Origin of the sequence: Halopseudomonas sabulinigri, from assembly GCF_900105255.1 — a bacterium.
Lineage (GTDB): Bacteria > Pseudomonadota > Gammaproteobacteria > Pseudomonadales > Pseudomonadaceae > Halopseudomonas > Halopseudomonas sabulinigri.
Genome location: NZ_LT629763.1, coordinates 1,617,147 through 1,639,800, shown reverse-complemented (window position 1 = coordinate 1,639,800; position 22,654 = coordinate 1,617,147). Strand labels below are relative to the sequence as shown.

Genomic DNA, 22,654 nt, shown 5'->3' with positions numbered 1-22,654 from the left:
TGCTACAGGAGGCCTGATTGTTTTTTGAGCGGCATGAAGGGGGTGAGCGTGCGGTACTCGTTCACCTCGAAGGCCTGGATGAACAGCGCCGTGAAGACCCGCAGGAATTTCTTGAGCTGGTGCGTTCCGCCGGTGCAGAAAATGCGGCATTTATGACCATTCCCCGGCATAAGCCCACACCCCGGTTCCTGGTAGGAAGCGGCAAGGTGGAAGAATTGCGGGCGCTGGTCAAGGCTAATGAAGGTGATCTTGTCATCTTCAATCACACCCTGACACCCAGTCAGGAGCGAAATCTGGAGCGGGAGCTGGAGTGTCGGGTAATCGACCGTACCGGCCTTATTCTGGATATCTTCGCGCAACGTGCGCGCACCCATGAAGGCAAGTTGCAGGTTGAGTTGGCCCAGCTCGATCACCTGAGCACGCGCCTGGTGCGTGGGTGGACTCACCTCGAACGGCAGAAGGGCGGTATTGGTTTGCGCGGTCCGGGTGAAACCCAGCTCGAAACCGACCGCCGCCTGCTGCGGGTCCGCATCAAGCAGATTATGCGTCGTCTGGAGAAAGTGCGTAGCCAGCGTGATCAGGCGCGGCGGGCGCGCCGTCGAGCGGAGATTCCGGTGGTTTCTCTGGTGGGCTACACCAACGCCGGCAAGTCGACGCTGTTCAATACCTTGACCACCTCCGATGTGTACGCTGCCGATCAGTTATTCGCAACGCTTGATCCGACATTGCGGCGTATCGAGCTGCCGGACATAGGGCCGGTGATTCTCGCCGATACCGTAGGTTTCATACGCCACCTGCCGCATAAGCTGGTTGAGGCATTCCGCGCCACTCTGGAAGAGTCTGCTCAGGCAGATCTGTTGCTGCATGTCATTGATGCGGCAGATCCGGATCGGCAGGAAAACATGCAGCAGGTGCATTCGGTGCTGACCGAAATCGGCGCGATTGAGCTGCCAATGCTTGAGGTTTACAACAAGATCGACCTGATAGAAGGCTTCGAGCCTCAACTGCAGCGCAACGAAGACGGTACCATCGTCAGAGTCTGGATTTCTGCGCAGCGGGGACTGGGGCTGGATCTGCTTGGTCAGGCCATCGCCGAACGGCTGGGGAATGATCTGGTACAGGAAAGTATTGTGCTGGAGCATGCCGAGGCGCGCTTGCGCGCACAGTTTTACGCGGCCGGCGCAGTGTTGGGCGAGCAGACCGCAGAAGACGGCCGGCAGCAGCTTGATCTGCGCCTGCAACGCAGTGATTTCAATCGCTTGCTGAAGCGCGAGGGCTGGCAGCCTGAGGTTTTTCTGCAGCAACATACTTTGCAATGAAAGCCTCCGGCTAGGGTTCGCGCTGGTCGGCTGGTTTACGGTAGGATTGCACCCTGATCTGACTGCCCCTGGGTGGTCAGAGCTTTGAACGGTTACAGACAACGGAGAACGCTATGGCCTGGAATGAGCCTGGTGGCGGAAATAATTCAAACGACCAGGATCCCTGGGGTAGCGGCGGCGGTGGCAAGCGCGGTGGTAAGCAGGGTCCGCCGGATCTTGATGAAGCGCTGCGCAAGCTGCAGGACAGCCTGAACAATATGTTCGGCTCCAGCAAGCGCAGCAAGAACGGCAGCGGCGGTGGTGGTAGCAGTATTGGTGGTGGCGGCATTCCTAAGGGGCTGTGGGCCATTGCCGGTCTGGTAATACTGGCGGTCTGGCTGTTCAATGCAGTTTATATGGTCGACGAGCAGGAGCAGGCTGTCATTCTGCGCTTTGGCGAATACAACCGTACCGTCGGGTCGGGTCTGCATCTTTATTTCCCTCCGGTCGAACGCAAATTCCAGCGCAACGTTACTCAGGTTCGCTCCTACCGGCAGCAGGGTCAGATGCTGACCGAGGACGAGAATATCGTTGAGGTGCCGGTAGCTATTCAGTACCGCATCTCCAATCTGCAGAATTTCGTGTTGATGGTGGAAGACCCTGAGACCAGCTTGCGTCATGCAACCGAAAGCGCGGTCCGCCATGTCGTGGGCTCTACGCCGATGCATCAGGTGTTGACTGAGGGTCGTGAGCAAATGGCGGTGGAGGTAACCGAGCGGTTGCAGCGCTACCTGGATAGCTACAACACGGGTATTGCCGTTACGCAGGTCAACATCGAAAACGCACAGGCGCCAGCAGAGGTGCAGGATGCGTTCGATGACGTTATTCGCGCCAAGGAAGACGAAGTGCGTGAGCGTAATCAGGCCGAAGCCTATGCCAATGGTGTTATTCCTGAAGCGCGCGGTAAGGCGCAGCGCATGCTGGAAGAAGCCAATGGTTATCACGATGAAGTGATCGCCCGAGCAGAAGGTGAAGCCAAACGCTTCGACCTGCTGGTTGAGCAGTATCGTCTGGCGCCGGATGTGATGCGCGAGCGTCTGTACATCGATGCCATGCAGGACGTGATGAGCAACACCAGCAAGATCCTGGTCTCCGGTGGTGAGGGCAACAACAATCTGCTGTATCTGCCGCTCGACAAGCTGATGCAGCAGTCCTCTACTTCCGGCAGTGCCTCTTCTGGCGGCGTGCCGGCCATCACGCAGAGCGATTCATCTCGCCCTACTACCACACAGCAGCGCGATCTGCGTTCCAGGGAGTCCCGCTGATGAGTAATAAATCTTTGTTTGGCATCATCGTGCTGCTGGCCGCGCTGATTGTCGGCTGGAACAGCTTCTTCGTTGTCAGCCAGACCGAGCGTGCCATTGTGCTGCAATTTGGGCGCGTGGTTGACAGTGATGTGGCGCCGGGTCTGCACTTCAAGCTGCCCTTCGTGCAGGAAGCGCATCTGTTTGATGCTCGTCTGCTGACGCTGGATACAGCCACGCAGCGCTATCTGACGCTGGAAAAGAAGGCGTTGATGGTTGATTCCTACGCCAAGTGGCGTATCGCTGATGTGCAGCGCTTCTATACTGCGACCTCTGGTCTGCGGGCGATTGCTGAGGAGCGCCTGTCGCGTCAGCTGGAGTCTGGTCTGCGTAATGAAGTGGCGCGGCGTACGCTGCATGAGGTGGTTTCGGGTGAGCGTGATCAGTTGATGGCGGATATCACTGCCACTCTGGATGAAAGCGCGCGCCGTGAGCTGGGTATCGAGGTGCTGGATGTTCGCGTCAAGGCTATCGACCTGCCTAACGAAGTAAACCGCAGTGTGTTTGACCGCATGAGCACCGAGCGTGAGCGCGAAGCGCGCGAGCATCGTGCCAAGGGGCGTGAGTTGGCTGAGGGTATTCGCGCAGACGCTGATCGCCAGCAGCGCGTGATTATTGCAGAAGCCTTCCGTGAGGCAGAGAAGGTTCGCGGTGACGGCGATGCCAAGGCGGCGGCTATCTATGCCGATGCCTACACCAAGGATCCCGAGTTTTACGCGTTCTCACGCAGCCTGCAGGCATATCGCGAAAGCTTTGCGAGCAAATCGGATGTGCTGGTGGTGGACCCGAAGAGCGAGTTCTTCAAGTACATGCAAGGGCAGTCTAGCCAGCCCTGATGTGCTTTTACTCTAAAAGGGGTTGTCCGCTGGTCGGGCAGCCCCTTTTGTTTGTCTGGCCTCCGATCTGCACACTGAACGCGGCGGGTGTGGTGGCGAGAAAACGTGTTACACTTGCGCAGCCGGGAAATCCCGGCTTTTTTGTGACCGGTCTACTGTGCTTTACGCCGTCGATGTGTGCTTCTCGATACGCGTGTTGCGGTACTGGTCAGCACGGTTTGTGCGACGCGCATGAATCGCGTCGCAAGCCTAGTTCACTGTGTATGAAAAGGTTGTCAAAATGCCGACTGTAGATCGCTGGCTGTTGCCGGATGGTATTGATGAGGTATTGCCTGCGGAGGCTGCCAGTATCGAAGCCGCCCGCCGACAGTTGCTTGATCTGTTCTCCTGCTGGGGCTATGACCTGGTCATAACCCCGCATATCGAATACCTCGAATCTCTGCTGACCGGTGCCGGTCACGACCTTGAGTTGCAAACCTTCAAAATGACCGATCAGCTGTCCGGGCGCATGCTTGGGCTGCGAGCGGATATCACGCCGCAGGTCGCCCGTATTGATGCCCATACCCTGGGTGCCGAAGGTCCTTCCCGCCTGTGTTACTGCGGCAGTGTCTTGCATACGCGTCCGCGTCCGTTGTCGACCGCGCGCAGCCTGATCCAGTTGGGTGCAGAGTTGTACGGGGATGCGTCTTCTACCAGTGATATCGAAATCATTTCGCTGATGCTGGAAACCCTGACCAGCTGTGAAGTGGATGGGATTCACCTGGATATCGGTCACGTGGGTATTTACCGTGGTCTGGTGCAGGCTGCGGGTGTGGATGAAGTTACCGAGCGCGCACTTTTTGACGCACTGCAGCGCAAGGCGGGTGATGAGGTGGCTGAGCTGACCGCCGGTCTGGAGCAGTCATCACTGGCGGCAATGCTGTGCAGTCTGGTAGAGCTGTCCGGCGGGGTAGAAGTGCTCGATCGCGCCCACGCGTTATTGGATGGTGCGCCTGAATCGGTCATGGCGGCCCTGGATGATCTGGCTGAGATCGCGCAGATCCTGGCTCGCCGGTATCCGCAGATTCCGTTGTACTTCGACCTCGGCGAGTTGCGTGGCTATCATTACCACACAGGTGTGGTGTTTGCCGCCTTTGTGCCGGGTGTTGGTCAAAGTGTCGCGCAGGGTGGGCGCTATGACGATATCGGTGGTGATTTTGGCCGTGCGCGACCAGCGACCGGTTTTTCTACGGATCTGCGTTTCCTGGTACAGCGCGGTCGGGTCGGTCTGGGGCAGACGCTTTCTGCCATCTGGGCGCCGCACAGTAGCGAGGCGGGACTGCATGAGCAGATCGCGCAGCTGCGTCGTCAGGGCGAGCGCGTGATCATGGCGCTGCCTGGTCAATCAAGCGCCGAAGCAACAGATTTTGGCTGTGATCGAGTGCTCGGCTTTAACGCCGGGAGTTGGTCGGTAACGGCATTGAATTCGTGATTTCCTGGCCTTAGGGCCAATTATTTTCTAGCGAGGCATGGGCTGAACATGGGTAAGAATGTTGTCATCCTGGGTACCCAGTGGGGCGATGAGGGCAAGGGCAAGATCGTTGACCTGTTGACCGATCAGGTAGCGGCAGTAGTGCGCTATCAGGGTGGGCATAACGCGGGCCACACACTGGTCATCGATGGTGAAAAAACCGTATTGCATCTGATTCCTTCCGGGATTCTGCGTGACAACGTGCAGTGCTTCATCGGTAACGGTGTAGTGCTATCGCCTGAAGCGCTGCTGAAAGAGCTGGGTCAGCTCGAGGCCAAGGGTGTGCCGGTGCGCGAGCGTCTGCGGATCAGCCCGGCGTGCCCATTGATTCTGCCTTACCACGTTGCTTTGGATCAGGCGCGTGAGAAGGCCCGCGGCGAAGCCAAGATCGGTACCACCGGCCGCGGCATCGGTCCTGCGTACGAAGACAAGGTGTCGCGTCGCGGCCTGCGCGTCGCCGATCTGTTCCACCGCGAACGTTTTGCTGCCAAATTGGGTGAGGTGCTGGATTACCACAACTTTGCCCTGCAGCATTACTACAAGGTGGAGCCGGTCGACTTCCAGAAGACCCTGGATGAGGCGTTGGGTTACGCCGAGTGGCTGGCACCGTTGATGACGGATGTGACGGCTCGTTTGCACGAGCTGCGCCGTGAGGGCGCCAATATCATGTTTGAGGGTGCGCAGGGTTCACTGCTCGACATTGATCATGGTACCTATCCCTTTGTTACCAGTTCCAATACCACCGCCGGCGGTACTGCCACGGGTTCTGGCTTCGGCCCGCTTTACCTGGATTACGTTCTGGGTATTACCAAGGCCTACACCACTCGGGTCGGGTCCGGTCCGTTTCCGACTGAGCTGTTTGATTCCGTGGGTGCGCGTCTGGCTGAGCGCGGCCATGAATTTGGCTCTACCACCGGCCGTGCGCGTCGCTGTGGTTGGTTCGATGCGATCATCCTGCGTCGTGCCATTGAAATCAACAGCATCAGTGGGTTGTGCTTGACCAAGCTCGATGTGCTGGATGGTCTCGACGTGATCCGTATCTGTGTCGGTTATCGCAACGAGCACGGTGATGTGATCGAGGCGCCCACTGATGCCGATAGTTACATCGGTCTGGAACCCGTCTACGAGGACATGCCGGGCTGGACTGAGTCCACTCTGGGCGTGAAGACCCTGGAAGGGTTGCCAGTCAATGCGCAGGCTTATATTCGCCGCATCGAAGAGCTGGTAGGCGCGCCTATCGATCTGATCTCGACCGGACCTGACCGCAACGAGACTGTTATCCTGCGTCAGGTATTCCAGTCCTGACAGGGTGGTGGTAGAAAAAAGGCGCCTGCGCAGGCTGTGTGAAAGCCAGGCAATCTGCGCGGTGTTTTAAGAGAATGCTCCGTATCGGAAGATACTGAGCATTTTTCGTTATGGCCCTGATGCAATGGGCGGGGCTGAAGCAATTCAACGCACACGAAAGCGATGCCCGGGTGATGCGGGCGCCAGAGAGGGGAGGGATGCCCATAACCTGCAGACCGCCGTTGCTGCAGGGCATTGCCTGTTCTTCATCGCGAGGTGACGCAAGAAGAGGGCGGTCGCCAGTGGGCGATTATCGTTCTGGATACTACTGAAGAGCCTTTTCAGCACTAAAACACACGCCTGAACAAGTTGGGGTGTTTGGTCTAGGGCGTGCCAGTGTGCTTTCACGCAGCCTTCTCAAGTGCCTTTTTATCGCTCGGCTGACGCTTTGGCTTTGCTGAGTGTGTTGGTGGTGGCGCGAGTTGCGAGCTTTGACATTGCCGCAGGAATAAAAAAACCGAGCATAAGCTCGGTTTTTTTTTTGAATTGGTGCCCAGGAGAAGACTCGAACTTCCACGGCCGTAAGGCCACTAGCACCTGAAGCTAGCGTGTCTACCAATTTCACCACCTGGGCGCGTCATCTGAAACTGCTGCTATGCTGAACCTGTGGTTCTTGTCGCTGCCGTTTCGTGCTGACGGCGCGAATATTACGTAGCCAGAATGATCTTGTAAACCCCCGACGATAAAAAAAATTTGTTGGAGGAAACAGGTGCATACAGACTTGATTCGCGGTTCAATAGGCGTCTATGACGAAAAAAGATCAATCCAAAGTCTCGGCCAAGCCGTCGAGCAAATCTACATCATCTTCCCAGGCCACTTCCATGACCAATGAATGGATCCAGCAGGATCCGGAAGCCCGGCGCGAAGCAGAGAAATACGATAACCCCATCCCCAGTCGTGAACTCATCCTGCAACTGCTCGAGACCCGTGGCGCGCCCGCGACGCGTGCCCAGTTGCAGCAAGAGTTCGATCTGCAGGATGAGGATAGCATTGAAGCACTGCGTCGCCGCCTGCGCGCCATGGAGCGCGATGGGCAACTGATTTACACCCGCCGGGGCGCTTATGCACCGGTAGACAAGCTCGATCTGATCCGCGGCCGCGTGCAAGGGCATCGCGACGGGTTTGGCTTTCTGGTACCTGACGAAGGTACCGAAGACCTGTTCCTCGGCCCGTCCCAGATGCGTCTGGTGTTTGACGGTGACCGTGTGCTGGGCCGCGTGACTGGTGTCGACCGCCGCGGGCGCAGCGAAGGCGCTGTGGTCGAAGTGCTCGAGCGCGCGCACGAAATTCTGGTAGGGCGCTATTACGAAGAAAACGGCATTGGTTTCGTGGTGGCTGACAACGCCAAGATCAACCAGGATGTGCTGATTGCGCCGGGCGCCAGTATGGGCGTCAAGCACGGACAGTACGCCGAAGTTCGTATTACCCAGTGGCCGACCATGAGTCGTCAGGCTCAGGGTGAAGTGATTGAAGTGGTGGGCGACTACATGGCGCCGGGCATGGAGATTGAAGTCGCGCTGCGCAGCTATGATATCCCCAGCGAATGGCCGCAGGCGGTCATCGATGAAGCGGGCAAGCTGAAAGATTACGTTGAGGAAAAAGACAAGCAGAAGCGAGTGGATTTGCGTCATCTGCCGCTGGTCACCATTGATGGCGAAGATGCCCGCGACTTCGATGACGCGCTCTACTGTGAGCCGCATAAAGCCAGCGGCTGGCGTCTGTTTTCCGGTGGCTGGAAACTCTACGTCGCGATTGCTGACGTTTCCCACTATGTGCCTGTGGGCTCGGCGCTGGATCAGGAAGCGGAGCTGCGCGGCACCTCGGTATATTTTCCGAGCCAGGTAATCCCGATGCTGCCGGAGGAAATATCCAACGGTCTGTGTTCGTTGAATCCGCACGTTGATCGTCTGGCGATGGTGTGCGAGATGACCTTGTCGAAGTCGGGCGAGCTCACCGATTATCAGTTTTACGAAGCGGTGATCCACTCCCACGCGCGGCTGACCTACAACAAGGTGTCATCCATGCTGGAGCATGGGCGCACGCGTGAGGGTAAGGCCCTGCGCGAGGAATACAGCGAAGTTGTGCCGCACCTCGAAAATCTGTACGAGCTTTACAAGGCGTTGGCCAAGGCGCGCCAAGGGCGCGGTGCGATCGATTTTGAAACCACTGAAACCCGGATGGTATTCGGTGAAAATCGCAAGCTGGTCGATATAAAACCGACCACGCGCAACGATGCGCACAAGATCGTTGAAGAGTGCATGCTCAGCGCTAACGTCGCTACGGCGCGCTTCCTGCAGGATCTGGAGCTGCCAGGCCTGTATCGCGTGCATGATGCACCACAAGCGGAGAAGGTTGAGCGGCTGCGTCAATTCCTCAATGCGCAGGGCCTAAGCCTGACGCGCAAGAAGGGCGACCCTACGCCGGAGGATTACAGTGCGGTGCTGGCCAAGGTGCAAGGCCGCCCCGATGCACAACTGATTCAGACGGTGATGCTGCGCTCACTCAGTCAGGCGGTATATAGTCCGGATAATGCGGGTCATTTCGGCTTGAATTACGAGGCCTATACGCATTTTACCTCGCCCATTCGCCGTTACCCCGACTTGCTGACGCACCGTGCTATTCGCAGTGTGATTCGTTCGCGGCGCAGTACCGATCTGGTCAAGCGCTGTGGTGCGGCGGTCATGCCCAAGGCAAAGATCTACCCTTATGATCACGCACGGTTGGCCGAGTTGGGTGAGCAGTGCTCGCAGCACGAGCGCCGTGCGGACGAGGCCTCGCGTGACGTGGTCAGTTGGCTCAAGTGCGAGTTCATGCAAGACCGCGTGGGCGAGTCCTTTGATGGTCTGGTTACCGCGGCCACCAGTTTCGGTTTGTTCATCGAGCTGACCGATATCTATGTTGAAGGCCTGCTGCATATCACCGCATTGCCGGCGGACTATTACAACTTCGATGCCGTGCATCACTGCCTCACAGGTGAGCGCTCCGGTCGCAAGTTCCGGCTTGGCGATCCGGTGCGGGTACAGGTGGCGCGGGTTGATCTGGATGATCGCAAGATCGACTTCGAGATGGCGACAGATCAACAGCAGCCTGAGCCGGATCGCAAGGTGTCGGCGAGTCGTGCTGTGCGCGAGAAGCTGCTTGCCGAGGCGCGTCAGGCTGCAGGCGATGGCAAAAAGCAGGGTAAGAGTGGCGCTCGCAACGCGTCTGGCAAGTCGGGTTCGGGCTCTGGCCGCAAGCCGGCTAAGCCGGGTGCATCGGCTGCCAAGCCGGCGTCACGCAAGCCAGCAGGTAACAAGTCTGATGCCGGTCCGCGTGGGCCGCGCAAGCGCAAGTCAAAGTAGTGAGAGTACGGCATGAGTGATCTCGAGCAGGTTTTTGGTGTGCATGCCGTGCAGGCACTGCTGGAGCGCAATCCCAAGCGGGTAAAACGCGTGCTGCTGCAGGCTGGACGCTTGAATGACCGTCAGCAGCAGTTGCTCGAGCAGGCCAGCGCGGCCGGTGCTGCGGTGCAGCGGGTGGCGGGCGATGAGCTCGACAAGTTGTGCGAGGGCGTGCATCAGGGTGTTTTGGCTGAGGTGACGGCCAGCCAGGTGTGGTCGGAAGAGATGCTCACGCATATGCTTGATCGCCTGGATTCAGTGCCGTTGTTGCTGGTGCTCGATGGCGTGACTGATCCGCACAATCTCGGGGCCTGTCTGCGTAGTGCAGATGCTGCCGGTGTGCAGGCAGTTATTGTGCCCAAGGATCGCTCCGCCAGCCTTACCCCGGTGGTGCGTAAGGTCGCCTGTGGTGCGGCTGAAACCGTGCCGCTGGTAGCGGTCACCAATCTGGCTCGCACGCTGAAGCAATTGCAGCAGCGCGGCCTTTGGGTGGTGGGTACCGCCGGTGAAGCTCAGCAGTACATCTACGAGCTGGACCTAAAGATTCCGACAGTGATTGTCATGGGGGCTGAAGGCGCCGGTATGCGCCGGCTGACCCGGGAGAACTGCGATTACCTCGCGCGCTTGCCGATGGCCGGTGCGGTCAGTAGCCTGAATGTCTCTGTGGCAGCGGGTGTCTGCCTGTTCGAGGCGGTGCGTCAGCGCCTGCCTGCCTGATTTCTGCTTCCGCGTTTGGCCGCAAGATACGTGCTGTGCAAATAATCGCCATTTAACTTGCCTCCATAGGGCGCCTTCACTAGAATGGCCGCCCCAAACCCTATGTTCCACTCCTTGCCAGACCATATTTGGGTGGCTGGCTATAACCCGTAAGGAGCTTTTATGCGTCATTACGAAATCGTTTTTCTGGTTCATCCAGACCAGAGCGAGCAGGTTAGCGCGATGGTTGAGCGTTACACCAAGCTGATCGAAGAAGACGGCGGCAAGATTCACCGTCTGGAAGATTGGGGTCGCCGTCAACTGGCTTACCCGATCGACAAGATCCACAAGGCACACTACATCCTGATGAACGTAGAGTGCAGCGCCAAAGCGTTGGAAGAACTGACTGAAAACTTCCGTTACAACGATGCTGTTATCCGCAACATGGTAATGCGTCGCGATGAAGCGGTGACTGAACAGTCCGACATGCTCAAGTCTGAAGAGAGCGGTCGTGGTGAGCGTCGTGAGCGTCGTGAGCGCAGCGATGACAACGACGACAACAGCTCCAACGATGACGCTGACAACAGCGACGACACCGATGACGGTGACGACGAGTAAGTTTTCCCAGTTCACATTCCAGAATTAAGGAGACGCTGCCATGGCACGTTTTTTCCGTCGCAGAAAGTTCTGCCGTTTCACCGCTGAAGGCGTTAAAGAGATCGATTACAAAGATCTCAACACTCTGAAAGCCTATGTCACCGAGACCGGCAAGATCGTTCCGAGCCGTATTACCGGTACCAAGGCCAAGTATCAGCGTCAGCTGGCTGTTGCTATCAAGCGCGCCCGCTACCTGGCTCTGCTGCCTTACACCGACGGCCACGGTCGTTGATTGGTAGCCAAAAGTAAGTAATCAGGAAGTCGGATTCAGATGCAGGGCTTGGCGGAATACATAATGCGCGGCCGTCGGCAGGCAACCCTGGTGGTTGGTTTGTCGGTCGCAATTCCGCTGCTGTTCTGGTTCGGCGCGGTAGTGTTGGCGCTGGTTATTCTGCGCCGCGGCCTTTCCGAAGGTCTGCCCGTAGCGGTTTGGGGTGGTTTGCCCGCATTGGCCTGGGCCATGCTGGGCGATCCCACGCCGCTGCTATTGCTACTGGGTACAGGGCTGCTGGCCGCTTTGCTGCGTGAGCGCAGCAATTGGCAATGGGTGGCGCTGGCTGCCGCACCACTTGGGTTGGTTTACGCGCTACTACTGTTGGCGCTGTTGAACGAGCCCATGGTGGCATTGGCTACCGAGCTGCAAAAAGTGATGCCGCAGGTGCTGGGTGAGTTAGGCAAGGATCTGAGCGAGGCCGATATGGCTCGTTTACAGGGCCTGATGTTGCCGATACTGGCCGGTCTGACGGGTGCAGTGCATGCTGTTATGGCGCTGGCCAGTCTGATTATGGCGCGCGCCTGGCAAGCCAGGCTGTTCAACCCGGGTGGGTTTCGTGAGGAGTTCCACCGGTTGCGGCTCAAGGGTTGGATGGCCGTTGCACTGTTGTTGCTGGCGATTCTAGGCCCGCAGTTCGGCTCTCTGGCCATGCTGGCACCGGTTGCAACGGTGCCGCTGTTGGTGGCCGGTATTGCCTTGGTGCACGGCGTGGTTGGTATCAAACAGGCGAGTGTAGCCTGGTTGATCGTCATGTACGTTGCACTGGTGATTGCCGCGCAGATGCTGGTACCCCTGATTATGCTTTTGGCGTTTATTGATAGTCTGTTTGATTTTCGCTCCCGTCTGGCGCCGGTTTCCGGTGCAGGTGATGACGACGAGTCAAACGGTCAAGGTTGAATTTAAGAGGTCATCGCAATGGAAGTTATCCTGCTCGAAAAGATCGCGAATCTGGGTAACCTGGGCGACAAGGTCGCCGTCAAGGCTGGTTACGCTCGCAATTTCCTGCTGCCTTTTGGCAAGGCTACTCCGGCTACCGCAGCCAACGTAGAAGCCTTTGAAGCGCGCCGCGCCGAACTGGAAAAAATCGCAGCCGAGAAGACAGCTGAAGCTGAAGCGCGTGCCGCCAAGCTGGCTGAAGTATCGGTTACCATCACCGCCAACGCTGGCGAAGAAGGCAAGCTGTTCGGTTCCATCGGTACTCGTGACATCGCTGACGCCGTGACTGCGGCTGGCGTTGAACTCGAGAAGAGCGAAGTTCGCCTGCCCGAAGGTCCGCTGCGTAACGTCGGCGAGTTCGACATTGTTGTGCAACTGCACAGCGATGTGGAAACCACCGTCAAGCTGATCGTCGTCGCTGGTTAACAGCGGCTGCAGCGCTGCATTCGGGCTTTTATGCCTCGGGTGATTTAGCAGTGCTTTGCAGTTAGACTTGTCAACACGGCGCTTGTCTCAGACAGGCGCCGTGTTGTTGTTTGTGTCTATGCCGTCTCCGAGCCCAAGCCCATGACCGAATCGCTTTACTCAGAACGTCCCGAGCTGGATCTGCAGACCTCAGCGTTGAAGATTCCGCCGCACTCCATCGAGGCCGAGCAGGCTGTGCTGGGCGGTGTGATGCTGGAAAACACGGCCTGGGAGCGGGTAGCTGAACTGCTGACCGAAAGTGATTTCTATCGGCACGATCATCGGTTGATCTTCAAGGCGTTGAAACGTCTGGCTGAACGTAACCAGCCGTTCGACGTGGTTACCCTGGCAGAGGATCTCGACAAGGAGGGCCTCAATGATCAGGTAGGTGGCTTGGCATATTTGGGGCAGCTGGCAAAAAACACCCCCTCGGTTGCCAATATCAGTGCCTATGCACAGATCATCCGCGAGCGCTCGACGCTGCGCCAGTTGATCAGCGTGAGTACCGATATTGCCGACACGGCGTTCAATCCCAAGGGTATGCAATCCAGCGAAGTGCTGGATGAGGCCGAACGCAAGATTTTCTCGATTGCCGAGAGTCGTCCGAAGACGGGCGGCCCGGAAGGCGTCAACGCGCTGTTGGCCAAGGCGATTGACCGCATCGACACCCTGTTCAACAGCGAAGGCTCTATCACAGGTCTTTCCACCGGGTTCACCGATCTCGACAACATGACGTCCGGCTTGCAGCCTGCAGACCTGATCATCGTCGCCGGCCGTCCCTCCATGGGTAAGACCACCTTCGCCATGAACTTGGTCGAAAATGCCGTTATGCGCAGTGACAAGGCCGTGCTGGTGTTCTCGCTGGAAATGCCAGGTGATTCGCTGATCATGCGTATGTTGTCGTCCCTGGGCCGCATTGACCAGACCAAGGTACGCTCCGGTCGTTTGGACGATGAGGATTGGCCGCGGCTGACTTCTGCAGTCAACATGTTGAACGATCGCAAGCTGTTTATCGACGACACGGCCGGCCTGTCGCCGATGGAAATGCGTGCGCGTGCGCGGCGCGTGGTGCGTGAGCACGGCGATCTGGGCTTGATCATGATCGACTATCTGCAGTTGATGCGCATCGGTGGCGCCTCGTCAGAGAACCGCACTAACGAGATTTCGGAAATCTCGCGCTCGCTCAAGGCCTTGGCCAAGGAATTCAACGTCCCCGTGGTCGCCCTGTCGCAGCTTAACCGCTCGCTGGAGCAACGGCCGAACAAGCGTCCCATCAACTCGGATTTGCGTGAATCAGGCGCGATCGAGCAGGACGCCGACGTCATCATGTTCGTTTATCGGGATGAGGTTTATCACCCCGATACGCAGGACAAGGGCATTGCCGAATTGATTATCGGCAAGCAGCGTAACGGGCCTATCGGCACCGCGCGCATGGCGTTCCTGGGCAAATACACCCGTTTTGAAAACCTGGCGCCTGGCTCTTATGCCGGCTACGGGGATCTGGAGTAACCCATGTCGATCACCATTCCGGTGGCCAAGCAGCAACTGTTTGATTTTCCGCGTTATTGGGCCGAATGCTTTGGTCCGGCGCCCTTCCTGCCGATGAGTCGGGAAGAAATGGATCAGTTGGGCTGGGACAGCTGCGACATTATTATCGTCACTGGCGACGCTTATGTAGACCATCCATCGTTCGGTATGGCGATCATTGGCCGCTTGCTGGAGGCGCAAGGATTTCGCGTCGGCATCATCAGCCAGCCTGACTGGCAGAGCAAAGACGACTTCATGAAGCTCGGTAAGCCGAACCTCTTTTACGGGGTGGCTGCCGGTAACATGGATTCGATGATCAACCGCTATACCGCTGATCGTAAGGTACGCTCCGACGACGCCTATACCCCTGGCGGCAAGGGCGGTAGCCGGCCGGACCGCGCCAGTCTGGTCTATAGTCAGCGCTGCCGCGAAGCCTACAAGGATGTGCCTATTGTGCTGGGCGGCATCGAAGCCTCACTGCGCCGCATAGCCCATTACGACTACTGGCAGGACAAGGTGCGTCACTCGCTGCTGATCGACGCCAAGGCCGATATTCTGCTGTACGGCAACGCCGAGCGAGCAGTGGTTGAAGTCGCGCATCGTTTGAGCCGCGGCGAGGCGATTGCCGATATAACCGATATTCGTGGTACCGCGTTTGTGCGACGCGACACGCCCGAGGGCTGGTTCGAGCTGGATTCGACCCGTATTGATCGCCCCGGCAAGATCGACAAGATCATCAACCCCTACGTCAATACCCAGGACACCAGCGCCTGTGCAGTAGAGCAGGCCAAGGGCCCAACTGAGGATGCAGCCGACGAGGGTGTGCAGGTAGTCCAGCTACTGCCGCATCCGCGCCTGGAGCGCGATCGCACGGTTATCCGCCTGCCATCTTTCGACAAGGTGAAAAGCGATCCGGTGCTGTACGCCCATGCCAACCGTGTGCTGCACCTGGAAACCAATCCCGGTAATGCGCGTGCCCTGGTGCAGCGTCACGGCGACCGCGACGTGTGGTTTGCACCGCCACCCATTCCGCTGTCCACGGAAGAGATGGACTACATTTTTGGTCTGCCGTACGCGCGTATTCCGCATCCGGCGTACGGTGATGCCAAGATTCCGGCCTACGACATGATTCGCTTTTCGGTGAATATCATGCGCGGTTGTTTCGGTGGATGTACCTTCTGCTCGATTACCGAGCATGAAGGCCGCATTATCCAGAACCGTTCGCACGACTCCATCATCCGCGAAATTGAGGAGATTCGTGACAAGGTGCCAGGTTTTACCGGGGTCATTTCCGATCTGGGCGGCCCGACTGCCAACATGTACCGGATCGCCTGCAAGAGCCCGGAGATTGAGGCCGCTTGCCGCAAACCCTCCTGTGTGTTTCCAGGAATCTGCGAGAACCTGAATACCGATCACTCGTCGCTGATCGGTCTATACCGCAAGGCGCGTGAATTGCCGGGTGTGAAGAAGATCCTGATTGCCTCTGGCTTGCGCTATGACCTGGCTGTGGAATCTCCGGAATATGTGAAGGAACTAGTAACCCACCATGTGGGCGGCTACCTGAAAATCGCGCCGGAACACACCGAAGACGGTCCGCTGACCAAGATGATGAAGCCCGGCATAGGTTCCTATGACCGTTTCAAGCAAATGTTCGAGAAGTTCTCGAAGGAAGCGGGCAAGGAACAGTATCTGATCCCTTATTTCATCGCGGCTCATCCGGGTACCACCGATGAGGACATGATGAATCTGGCGCTCTGGCTTAAACGCAACGGTTTCCGCGCCGATCAGGTGCAGGCGTTTTACCCCTCGCCGATGGCGACGGCGACGGCAATGTACCACTCGGGCAAGAACCCGCTGCGCAAGGTGACCTACAAGAGTGACGGCGTGAACATCGTCAAGGGTGAGCGCCAACGCCGCCTGCACAAGGCTTTCCTGCGGTATCACGATCCGAAGAACTGGCCGCTGCTGCGTGACGCACTGAAGGAAATGGGGCGCAGCGACTTGATCGGCAACGGCAAGCAGCAACTGATCCCGACGTTCCAGCCGGCGGTAGAGGGTTATCAGAGTGCGCGGCGCAAAAACTCTACGCCAGCGGGCAGCAAGAAGGCGGGAAGGGTGCTAACTCAGCATACCGGCCTGCCGCCACGGGAAACCGGTGCCGCTCGCAAGCCTGGCCGCAAGGGCAACCGCCCGTCGCGCTGACCGTTCAGCTGTCCTGCGGGGCGGGGCTATCGAGGTGATTGGAAATAGCTAATGGCCGGCCCTGGTCAGTTGTACTAGTCTGAGGTTGTAGTCGACAGCAAACGCCGTCGGCGCTTGGACTGGATGCTCCGACTGGAGGTATACCATGCGCGTCTATTTATCGGTCCTCTCCCTGCTGCTCAGTCAGTACGCTGCAGCGGCTGGCGGTGTTGCTGCGCCCTCACCGGTGCTGGTCAGGGCTGGCTGATGCGGTCGCCGGCTTTCTGATCGCGCCAGTGCTGCACCTGCTCGCGTAGCTGGTTCAGTTCTACGGGTTTAGCCATATGACCATTCATGCCCACCTTGCGTGCCCGCTCACGGTGCTCAGGCAGGATGTGTGCGGTCAGCGCGATGATAGGCACGGCATGGCTGCCGCTGTGCGCTTCCCACGCCCGTATCTGTTCTGCTGCGGTGAAACCATCCATTTCCGGCATTTCGCAGTCCATCAGTACTAGATCAAACTGCTCCTGCTGCACCGCTTCCAGAGCACGCTTGCCGTTGTCAACACTGCTGACCGCGACTTTCAGTTTGGCCAGCATGCCGCGGATCACCTTGGTTGAGATAGCGTTGTCTTCGGCCACCAACACGCGAAAATCCAGTGTATCGGTGGTAGGGGATACCGGCGCTTCCGCCTCTATTGTGGCTTCCGGGGTTTCGTTGCGTACTTGGTTCCACTCATCAATCAACGTGGTGCGCAGGGTGTAGCCCGCCACGGGCTTACTGAGGATACGACGTATGCCGGCGTTGCGAGCAATGACGCGGCTGGGCACCTGATTGATCCCGGTCAGCATGATGATCAGGAGGTCGCTCGACAGCACCGGATCGTCCTTGATACGGCTGGCCAATTCGACGCCACTCATGCCGGGCATTGACTGATCCAGCAGCAGGATATCGAAGGGGCTGCCAAGGTTTGCCTGGGTGCGCAGCATCGCGAGCGCCTCGCGGCCGCTGGCGGCGCACTGGGTGCGCATGCCCCAGGCGGCGGTCTGCTGTTGCAGTACCTTGCGGCAGGTGGCGTTGTCGTCGACTATCAACACGTTGCGGTCCTGCAGGCAGCGCCCGCTGGGGTCGGCGACCATGCTGTTATCCAGATTGCTCGCGGGCAAGGTGAACCAGATGGTCGTGCCCTGGTCGCTGCCGTACTTGACGCCCAGCTGACCTTTCATCATGACGACCAGTTGGCGCGCGATTACTAGCGGCAGATAGCCATCGCTGTCCGTGTGTTCCAGCAGGCGAGTGGTGCTCAGGTTGCTGCTGAGCAGGCTGTCGCGTGCTTCCTGTGGCATCCCGCCACCGGTATCCTGTATGGCGAAGCGCAGCTGCTGACTACCGCTCTTGCGGTCAAGGCCAACCACCACCACTACCTCGCCTTCGTCGGTGTACTGCAAGGCATTGGCCAGCAGGTTCATCAGAATCTGCCGCAGCCGTGTGGGGTCGCCCTGCATGGTGCGCGCCACGTCCGGATGTACGAAACCGATCAACTCAACGCTCTGACTTTCGGCGCGTGCACGGTAAATATCCATGCAATCGTTGATCAGTGCGTGCAGGTCGAACTGCACCTTCTCCAGCACCAATTGACCGGACTCCAGCCGTGATACGTCGAGAATCTCGTTGATCAGGTTGAGTAGATCATTGCCTGAGCCGTGGATGGTCTGCACGTAGTCACGCTGCTTGGCGGACAAGGCGGTATCGAGCAGCAGCTCGCTCATCCCCAATACACCGTTCATTGGTGTGCGAATCTCATGGCTGATACGGGCGAGGAATTCTGCTTTCGCGCGTTGCTCTGCATGCGCGGTGGCAATGTTCTGGCGTTGGCGGATGCGCATGCTCAGCTTGCCCTGCAAGCGTCGGTACAGGCTCCAGCTGTAAGCGACCAGTGCGGTCCAGAGCAGAACATCGGCCAGATAGCTGCCGCTGGGCAAGCCGCTGAAGTAGCGCTCTGCTGCTGCGTTACACAGTAACAACAGGTGGCCTACGCAAAAGGGCCGGTTCAATGCGGTGCCGTTGAGACGAAAATACAGCGCCAGCCCCAGTCCGAACAGCGGAATGCCGATGCGCAGAACGTCTGAAACCAGGTTGAACTGGGCCGGAAATAAGCCGGCGATAGCCAGGATTGCAGCGCTGGCAAGGCTGACCCCAATGATTGTTCGACGCTGGCTGTTGAGTGATTGGGCCGGTAGACGGCTGAGCAGCAACAGGGTTAATAGTGGATAGGCGGCGAGGAACATCAACTGGGCCAGGTGCCCATGCAGGCTTAACGGACTGTTGCCAGCCCAGCTGAGGTTGTCGAGGTTGCTAACCGCCAGCAGCAGACTGATCGCGCCCAGTAATAAATGATAGGGATCGCGCCCGAGCGTGCCTTGCAGCAGACAATGGAGCCACAGTGCCAGCAGCAGGCCGATGAGAATGCCTTGCACGCTCTGTTGCAAGTCGTGCTGCATTGCAGCGCTACGTTCTTCCACTACGTTGAGGCGCGTGCTTAGCGGGTAGTCGTTTTGCAAGCGCACCAGCAGTGTTGCGCTGGTGGCGGGTAGTTCGGCCAGCGGCAGCGCAAAGCCGCGGTAGGGCAGCGGGCGTTCTGCGACTGGTGTGCTGGCGCCTGTTTGATAGAGCGGTCTCGCGGCTTTCTGTGTCAGATGATACACCGTAATCTGCGCGATCGCGGGATTGCTCAGCGTAAGGAGTTTGTCCTGTACGTTATCGATGGAAAGCTCAATCCAGAGCACGGCGCTTTCGCCGGGAACGGTCAGTGGGGTGTCGGGAGCGGGAATGAAGCGGTTGGCGTAGCGGTTGGAGAGGATGTCAGCAAGTTCAAGCTGGCCACCAGGATCGACGAAGGTTTTGTAGTCAGGGCGGACGCTGTCGGCCAAGGTTACCCAGCTCGTGAGAGTGAAGGCCAGGCCCGTCAAAAGGGCGAGCATCAGCGAGCTAAAGTGCTTCACAATCGGTGTTGTCCTGTCCTTGGGCGGTGATACTGAGGTACTGCAGTTTCAATCAAAAGCCGACCCAGTATAGACCAAGGCCGGTACTGCTGAAACGGGCCAGACGGGACAGCGAACTGTCCCGTCTGGCCCGATTTTCCTACTGTCTGCCGATAGCGCGATAGCCGATGTCGCTGCGATAGAAGCTGCCGTCCCAGCGAATCTTCTCGGCCAGGCGGTAGGCGGCCTGCTGAGCACTTTGAATGTCGGCTCCCAGTGCTGTGGCGCAGAGCACCCGTCCACCGCTGGTAACGACCTGACCGTCAGCCAGAGCAGTACCGGCATGGAACACTTTGCCATCGGTTGCCTGGGCGTCCTGCAGGCCACTGATCGGAAGGCCTTTGGCATAATCGCCGGGATAACCCCCAGCGGCCAGTACAACGCCCAGGCTCGGGCGTGGGTCCCAATGGGCTTCGATCTGATCCAAGGTGCCGGCTTCGGCCGCTTCTATCAGGTCAACCAGGCTGGATTGCAGGCGCAGCATGATGGGTTGGGTTTCCGGGTCGCCAAAACGGCAGTTGAACTCGATGACCTTGGGGTTGCCCGCGGGGTCGATCATTAGCCCGGCATAGAGGAAACCGGTGTAGGTGTTACCTTCGGCTGCCATGCCGCGCACCGTTGGCCAGATCACTTGCTGCATTACGCGCTGATGAACCTCATCGGTCACCACCGGCGCTGGAGAATACGCGCCCATGCCACCGGTGTTCGGCCCGGTGTCGGCATCACCGACGCGCTTGTGGTCCTGGCTGGTGGCCATGGGTAGCACATGCTCGCCGTCGACCATGACGATGAAGCTGGCTTCTTCGCCATCGAGAAATTCTTCAATCACAACGCGCGAACCGGCTTCGCCGAAGGCATTGCCGGCCAGCATGTCACGTACCGCGGCTTCCGCCTCCTGCAGGGTCATCGCGACGATCACGCCTTTGCCGGCGGCCAGGCCGTCGGCTTTGATGACGATAGGCGCGCCTGTTGTTTGCAGGTAGGCCAGTGCCGGCTCGATTTCGGTGAAGTTCTGATAGTTCGCCGTAGGGATCTGGTGGCGAGCGAGGAAGTCCTTGGTGAAGGCTTTGGAGCCCTCCAACTGAGCCGCGCCTGCGGTCGGACCGAAGCAAGGCAGGTCGTTTTCGCGGAAGCGGTCGACCACGCCGGCGACCAACGGGGCTTCCGGGCCGACAATGGTCAGGCTGACGTTGGCACGGGCAAAGGCAACCAACTTGTCCAGTTCCAGCACATCGATGGCGACGTTCTCGCATTTGGCTTCAATCGCGGTGCCGGCATTGCCCGGCGCAACAAACACCTTCTCGACACGTTCGTCCTGTGCCACTTTCCACGCCAGGGCATGCTCGCGGCCGCCACTACCGATAATCAATACGTTCATTTCTCTCTCCTATGGAGAGAGCTACCAGCTACAACCTGGCAGCTACAAGCAGAGTGGGGGCACCCGCTCTGCTTGCGGCTTGCAGCTTGCAGCTTGCAGCTCGCAATTAGTGTCTGAAGTGGCGCATGCCGGTGAATACCATCGCCATACCGGCCTCGTCGGCGGCAGCAATGACTTCAGCGTCGCGCATTGAACCACCTGGCTGGATCACCGCGCTGATGCCATTGGCGGCAGCATTGTCGATGCCGTCACGGAATGGGAAAAAAGCATCCGAGGCCATGACCGCGCCAGGCACTTGCAGGCCGGCGTGTTCAGCCTTGATGGCCGCGATACGGGCTGAGTTGACCCGGCTCATCTGACCGGCGCCGATACCGACAGTCTGGCGTTGGCTGGCGTACACGATGGCGTTGGATTTGACGAACTTGGCCACCTTCCAGGCAAACACCAGGTCGTTGATCTCCTGTTCGGTGGGTGCGCGTTGCGTGACAACCTTGAGCTCATCGGCGGTAATCATGCCAATGTCGCGGCTTTGCACCAGCAAGCCGCCATTGACGCGCTTGAAGTCCCAGTCGGCGCTGCGTGTACTGTCCCACTCGCCGCATTCGAGCAGGCGCACGTTGGCCTTGGCGGCGACCACCTCACGGGCGGCGGCGCTGATGCGCGGGGCGATGATGACTTCAACAAACTGACGTTCGACGATGGCCTTGGCGGTGTCGCCGTCCAGCTCACGGTTGAAGGCGATGATGCCGCCAAATGCCGATTCGCTGTCGGTGGCGTAAGCCAGCTCGTACGCCTGGCGAATGCCACCTTCAGCGTCCGGCACGACCGCTACACCGCAGGGGTTGGCATGCTTGACGATGACGCAGGCCGGCTTGCTGAAGCTCTTCACGCACTCTAGCGCCGCGTCGGTATCGGCGACATTGTTGTACGACAGCGCCTTGCCCTGCAGTTGCACTGCGGTAGCGATGCAGGCTTCGGTCGGCGCCGCTTCCCTGTAGAAAGCGGCGGCCTGATGCGGGTTCTCGCCGTAGCGCATGTCCTGCACCTTGATGAACTGGCTGTTGAAGGTGCGCGGGAAGCTGCTGCGCTCTTCTGTGCTCAGGGTGTCGCGGCTCTGCTCGATGGTACCGAGGTAGTTGGCGATCATGCCGTCGTAGGCGGCGGTGTGTTCGAACGCCTTCAGCGCCAGGTCAAAACGCTGCGCGTAGGTCAGGCCGCCATTTTTGAGTGCCTGTACAATGCTGCCGTAATCACCGGCGTTGACCACAATGGCTACGTCCTTGTGGTTCTTGGCGGCGCTGCGGACCATGGTCGGGCCACCGATGTCGATGTTTTCGATGGCGTCGGGCAGGCTGCAGTCTGATTTGGCGACGGTGGCAGCGAAGGGGTAGAGATTGACCACGACCATATCGATGGGCTGGATGCCGTGTTGCTGCATGACCTCACCATCGATCGCGCGGCGGCCCAAAATGCCGCCGTGAATCTTCGGGTGCAGGGTTTTCACACGACCATCCATCATTTCTGGGAAGCCTGTGTAGTCAGCGACTTCCACCGCGGCAATGCCCTGCTCGCGCAGCAGCTTGAAGGTGCCACCGGTGGACAGGATTTCAGTACCCAAAGCGCTGAGTTCGCGGGCAAATTCGACAACGCCGGTCTTGTCGGACACGCTGATCAGGGCGCGGCGTACGGGCAGGCGAGTGGTTTGGTCGGTCATCTTGGATCCAGTTTCAAGGTAATGGGTATTCGATGTGCTGTAGCCGGTTGCGG

At 58.7% G+C, this 22,654-nt stretch carries 16 protein-coding genes and 1 tRNA gene; 13 read left to right on the top strand and 4 right to left on the bottom strand.

The features are described 5' to 3' along the window. The first annotated feature begins 17 nt into the window (after positions 1-17). From hflX to BLU26_RS07370, 5 genes are all read left to right on the top strand, one after another. Positions 18-1,319 carry a ribosome rescue GTPase HflX gene (gene hflX, locus BLU26_RS07390; protein ID WP_092285291.1) on the top strand — a complete coding sequence of 434 codons (1,302 nt, stop codon included), beginning with the start codon at positions 18-20 and terminating at the stop codon, positions 1,317-1,319. Between the two features lie 113 nt (positions 1,320-1,432). Continuing rightward, positions 1,433-2,623 carry an FtsH protease activity modulator HflK gene (gene hflK / locus BLU26_RS07385; RefSeq protein WP_092285289.1) on the top strand — a complete coding sequence of 397 codons (1,191 nt, stop codon included), beginning with the start codon at positions 1,433-1,435 and terminating at the stop codon, positions 2,621-2,623. Further along, positions 2,623-3,498 carry a protease modulator HflC gene (hflC, locus tag BLU26_RS07380; protein WP_092285287.1) on the top strand — a complete coding sequence of 292 codons (876 nt, stop codon included), beginning with the start codon at positions 2,623-2,625 and terminating at the stop codon, positions 3,496-3,498. The genes hflK and hflC overlap by 1 nt, the downstream gene beginning before the upstream one ends. A 280-nt stretch (positions 3,499-3,778) precedes the next feature. Then, the gene (locus BLU26_RS07375) at positions 3,779-4,969 is read left to right on the top strand and encodes an ATP phosphoribosyltransferase regulatory subunit (RefSeq protein WP_092285285.1); all 1,191 of its coding nucleotides are present in this window, start codon (positions 3,779-3,781) and stop codon (positions 4,967-4,969) included. Positions 4,970-5,017: 48 nt separating this feature from the next. Beyond that, positions 5,018-6,313, top strand: a complete 1,296-nt coding sequence (locus BLU26_RS07370; protein WP_092285283.1) for an adenylosuccinate synthase — start codon at positions 5,018-5,020, stop codon at positions 6,311-6,313. Positions 6,314-6,839: 526 nt separating this feature from the next. Here the strand turns inward: BLU26_RS07370 and BLU26_RS07365 are convergent. Then, positions 6,840-6,926, bottom strand: a tRNA-Leu gene (locus tag BLU26_RS07365). 247 nt (positions 6,927-7,173) lie between these two features. Here BLU26_RS07365 and rnr point away from each other — a divergent pair. The 8 genes from rnr (at position 7,174) to BLU26_RS07325 (ending at position 16,489) form a co-directional block, all read left to right on the top strand. Beyond that, positions 7,174-9,693, top strand: coding sequence for a ribonuclease R (rnr, locus tag BLU26_RS07360; protein ID WP_092285281.1), 2,520 nt, complete (start codon positions 7,174-7,176; stop codon positions 9,691-9,693). Between the two features lie 12 nt (positions 9,694-9,705). Next, positions 9,706-10,449 carry a 23S rRNA (guanosine(2251)-2'-O)-methyltransferase RlmB gene (gene rlmB, locus BLU26_RS07355; protein WP_092285279.1) on the top strand — a complete coding sequence of 248 codons (744 nt, stop codon included), beginning with the start codon at positions 9,706-9,708 and terminating at the stop codon, positions 10,447-10,449. 162 nt (positions 10,450-10,611) lie between these two features. Beyond that, on the top strand, positions 10,612-11,046 hold the full coding sequence (gene rpsF, locus BLU26_RS07350; protein WP_092285277.1) for a 30S ribosomal protein S6: 435 nt from the start codon (positions 10,612-10,614) through the stop codon (positions 11,044-11,046). 40 nt (positions 11,047-11,086) lie between these two features. Further along, the gene (gene rpsR, locus BLU26_RS07345) at positions 11,087-11,317 is read left to right on the top strand and encodes a 30S ribosomal protein S18 (RefSeq protein WP_083723771.1); all 231 of its coding nucleotides are present in this window, start codon (positions 11,087-11,089) and stop codon (positions 11,315-11,317) included. A 63-nt stretch (positions 11,318-11,380) separates the two neighbouring features. Then, positions 11,381-12,256, top strand: a complete 876-nt coding sequence (locus BLU26_RS07340) for a hypothetical protein (protein ID WP_231702023.1) — start codon at positions 11,381-11,383, stop codon at positions 12,254-12,256. 18 nt (positions 12,257-12,274) lie between these two features. After that, a complete protein-coding gene (gene rplI / locus BLU26_RS07335) occupies positions 12,275-12,721 on the top strand; it encodes a 50S ribosomal protein L9 (protein WP_092285273.1) in 447 nt (148 codons plus the stop codon). Between the two features lie 141 nt (positions 12,722-12,862). Next, a complete protein-coding gene (gene dnaB, locus BLU26_RS07330; protein ID WP_092285271.1) occupies positions 12,863-14,269 on the top strand; it encodes a replicative DNA helicase in 1,407 nt (468 codons plus the stop codon). A gap of 3 nt (positions 14,270-14,272) precedes the next feature. Then, positions 14,273-16,489, top strand: coding sequence for a YgiQ family radical SAM protein (locus tag BLU26_RS07325; RefSeq protein ID WP_092285269.1), 2,217 nt, complete (start codon positions 14,273-14,275; stop codon positions 16,487-16,489). Positions 16,490-16,722: 233 nt separating this feature from the next. On the opposite strand, the gene BLU26_RS07320 is transcribed toward BLU26_RS07325, so the two are convergent. From BLU26_RS07320 to purH, 3 genes are all read right to left on the bottom strand, one after another. Continuing rightward, positions 16,723-19,398 (bottom strand): response regulator, encoded by a 2,676-nt coding sequence (locus tag BLU26_RS07320; RefSeq protein ID WP_172830648.1) that lies wholly within the window; start codon positions 19,396-19,398, stop codon positions 16,723-16,725. A 211-nt stretch (positions 19,399-19,609) separates the two neighbouring features. Then, positions 19,610-20,887, bottom strand: a complete 1,278-nt coding sequence (purD, locus tag BLU26_RS07315; protein ID WP_092285264.1) for a phosphoribosylamine--glycine ligase — start codon at positions 20,885-20,887, stop codon at positions 19,610-19,612. Positions 20,888-20,993: 106 nt separating this feature from the next. Beyond that, on the bottom strand, positions 20,994-22,601 hold the full coding sequence (purH, locus tag BLU26_RS07310) for a bifunctional phosphoribosylaminoimidazolecarboxamide formyltransferase/IMP cyclohydrolase (protein ID WP_092285262.1): 1,608 nt from the start codon (positions 22,599-22,601) through the stop codon (positions 20,994-20,996). Positions 22,602-22,654 lie beyond the last annotated feature (53 nt).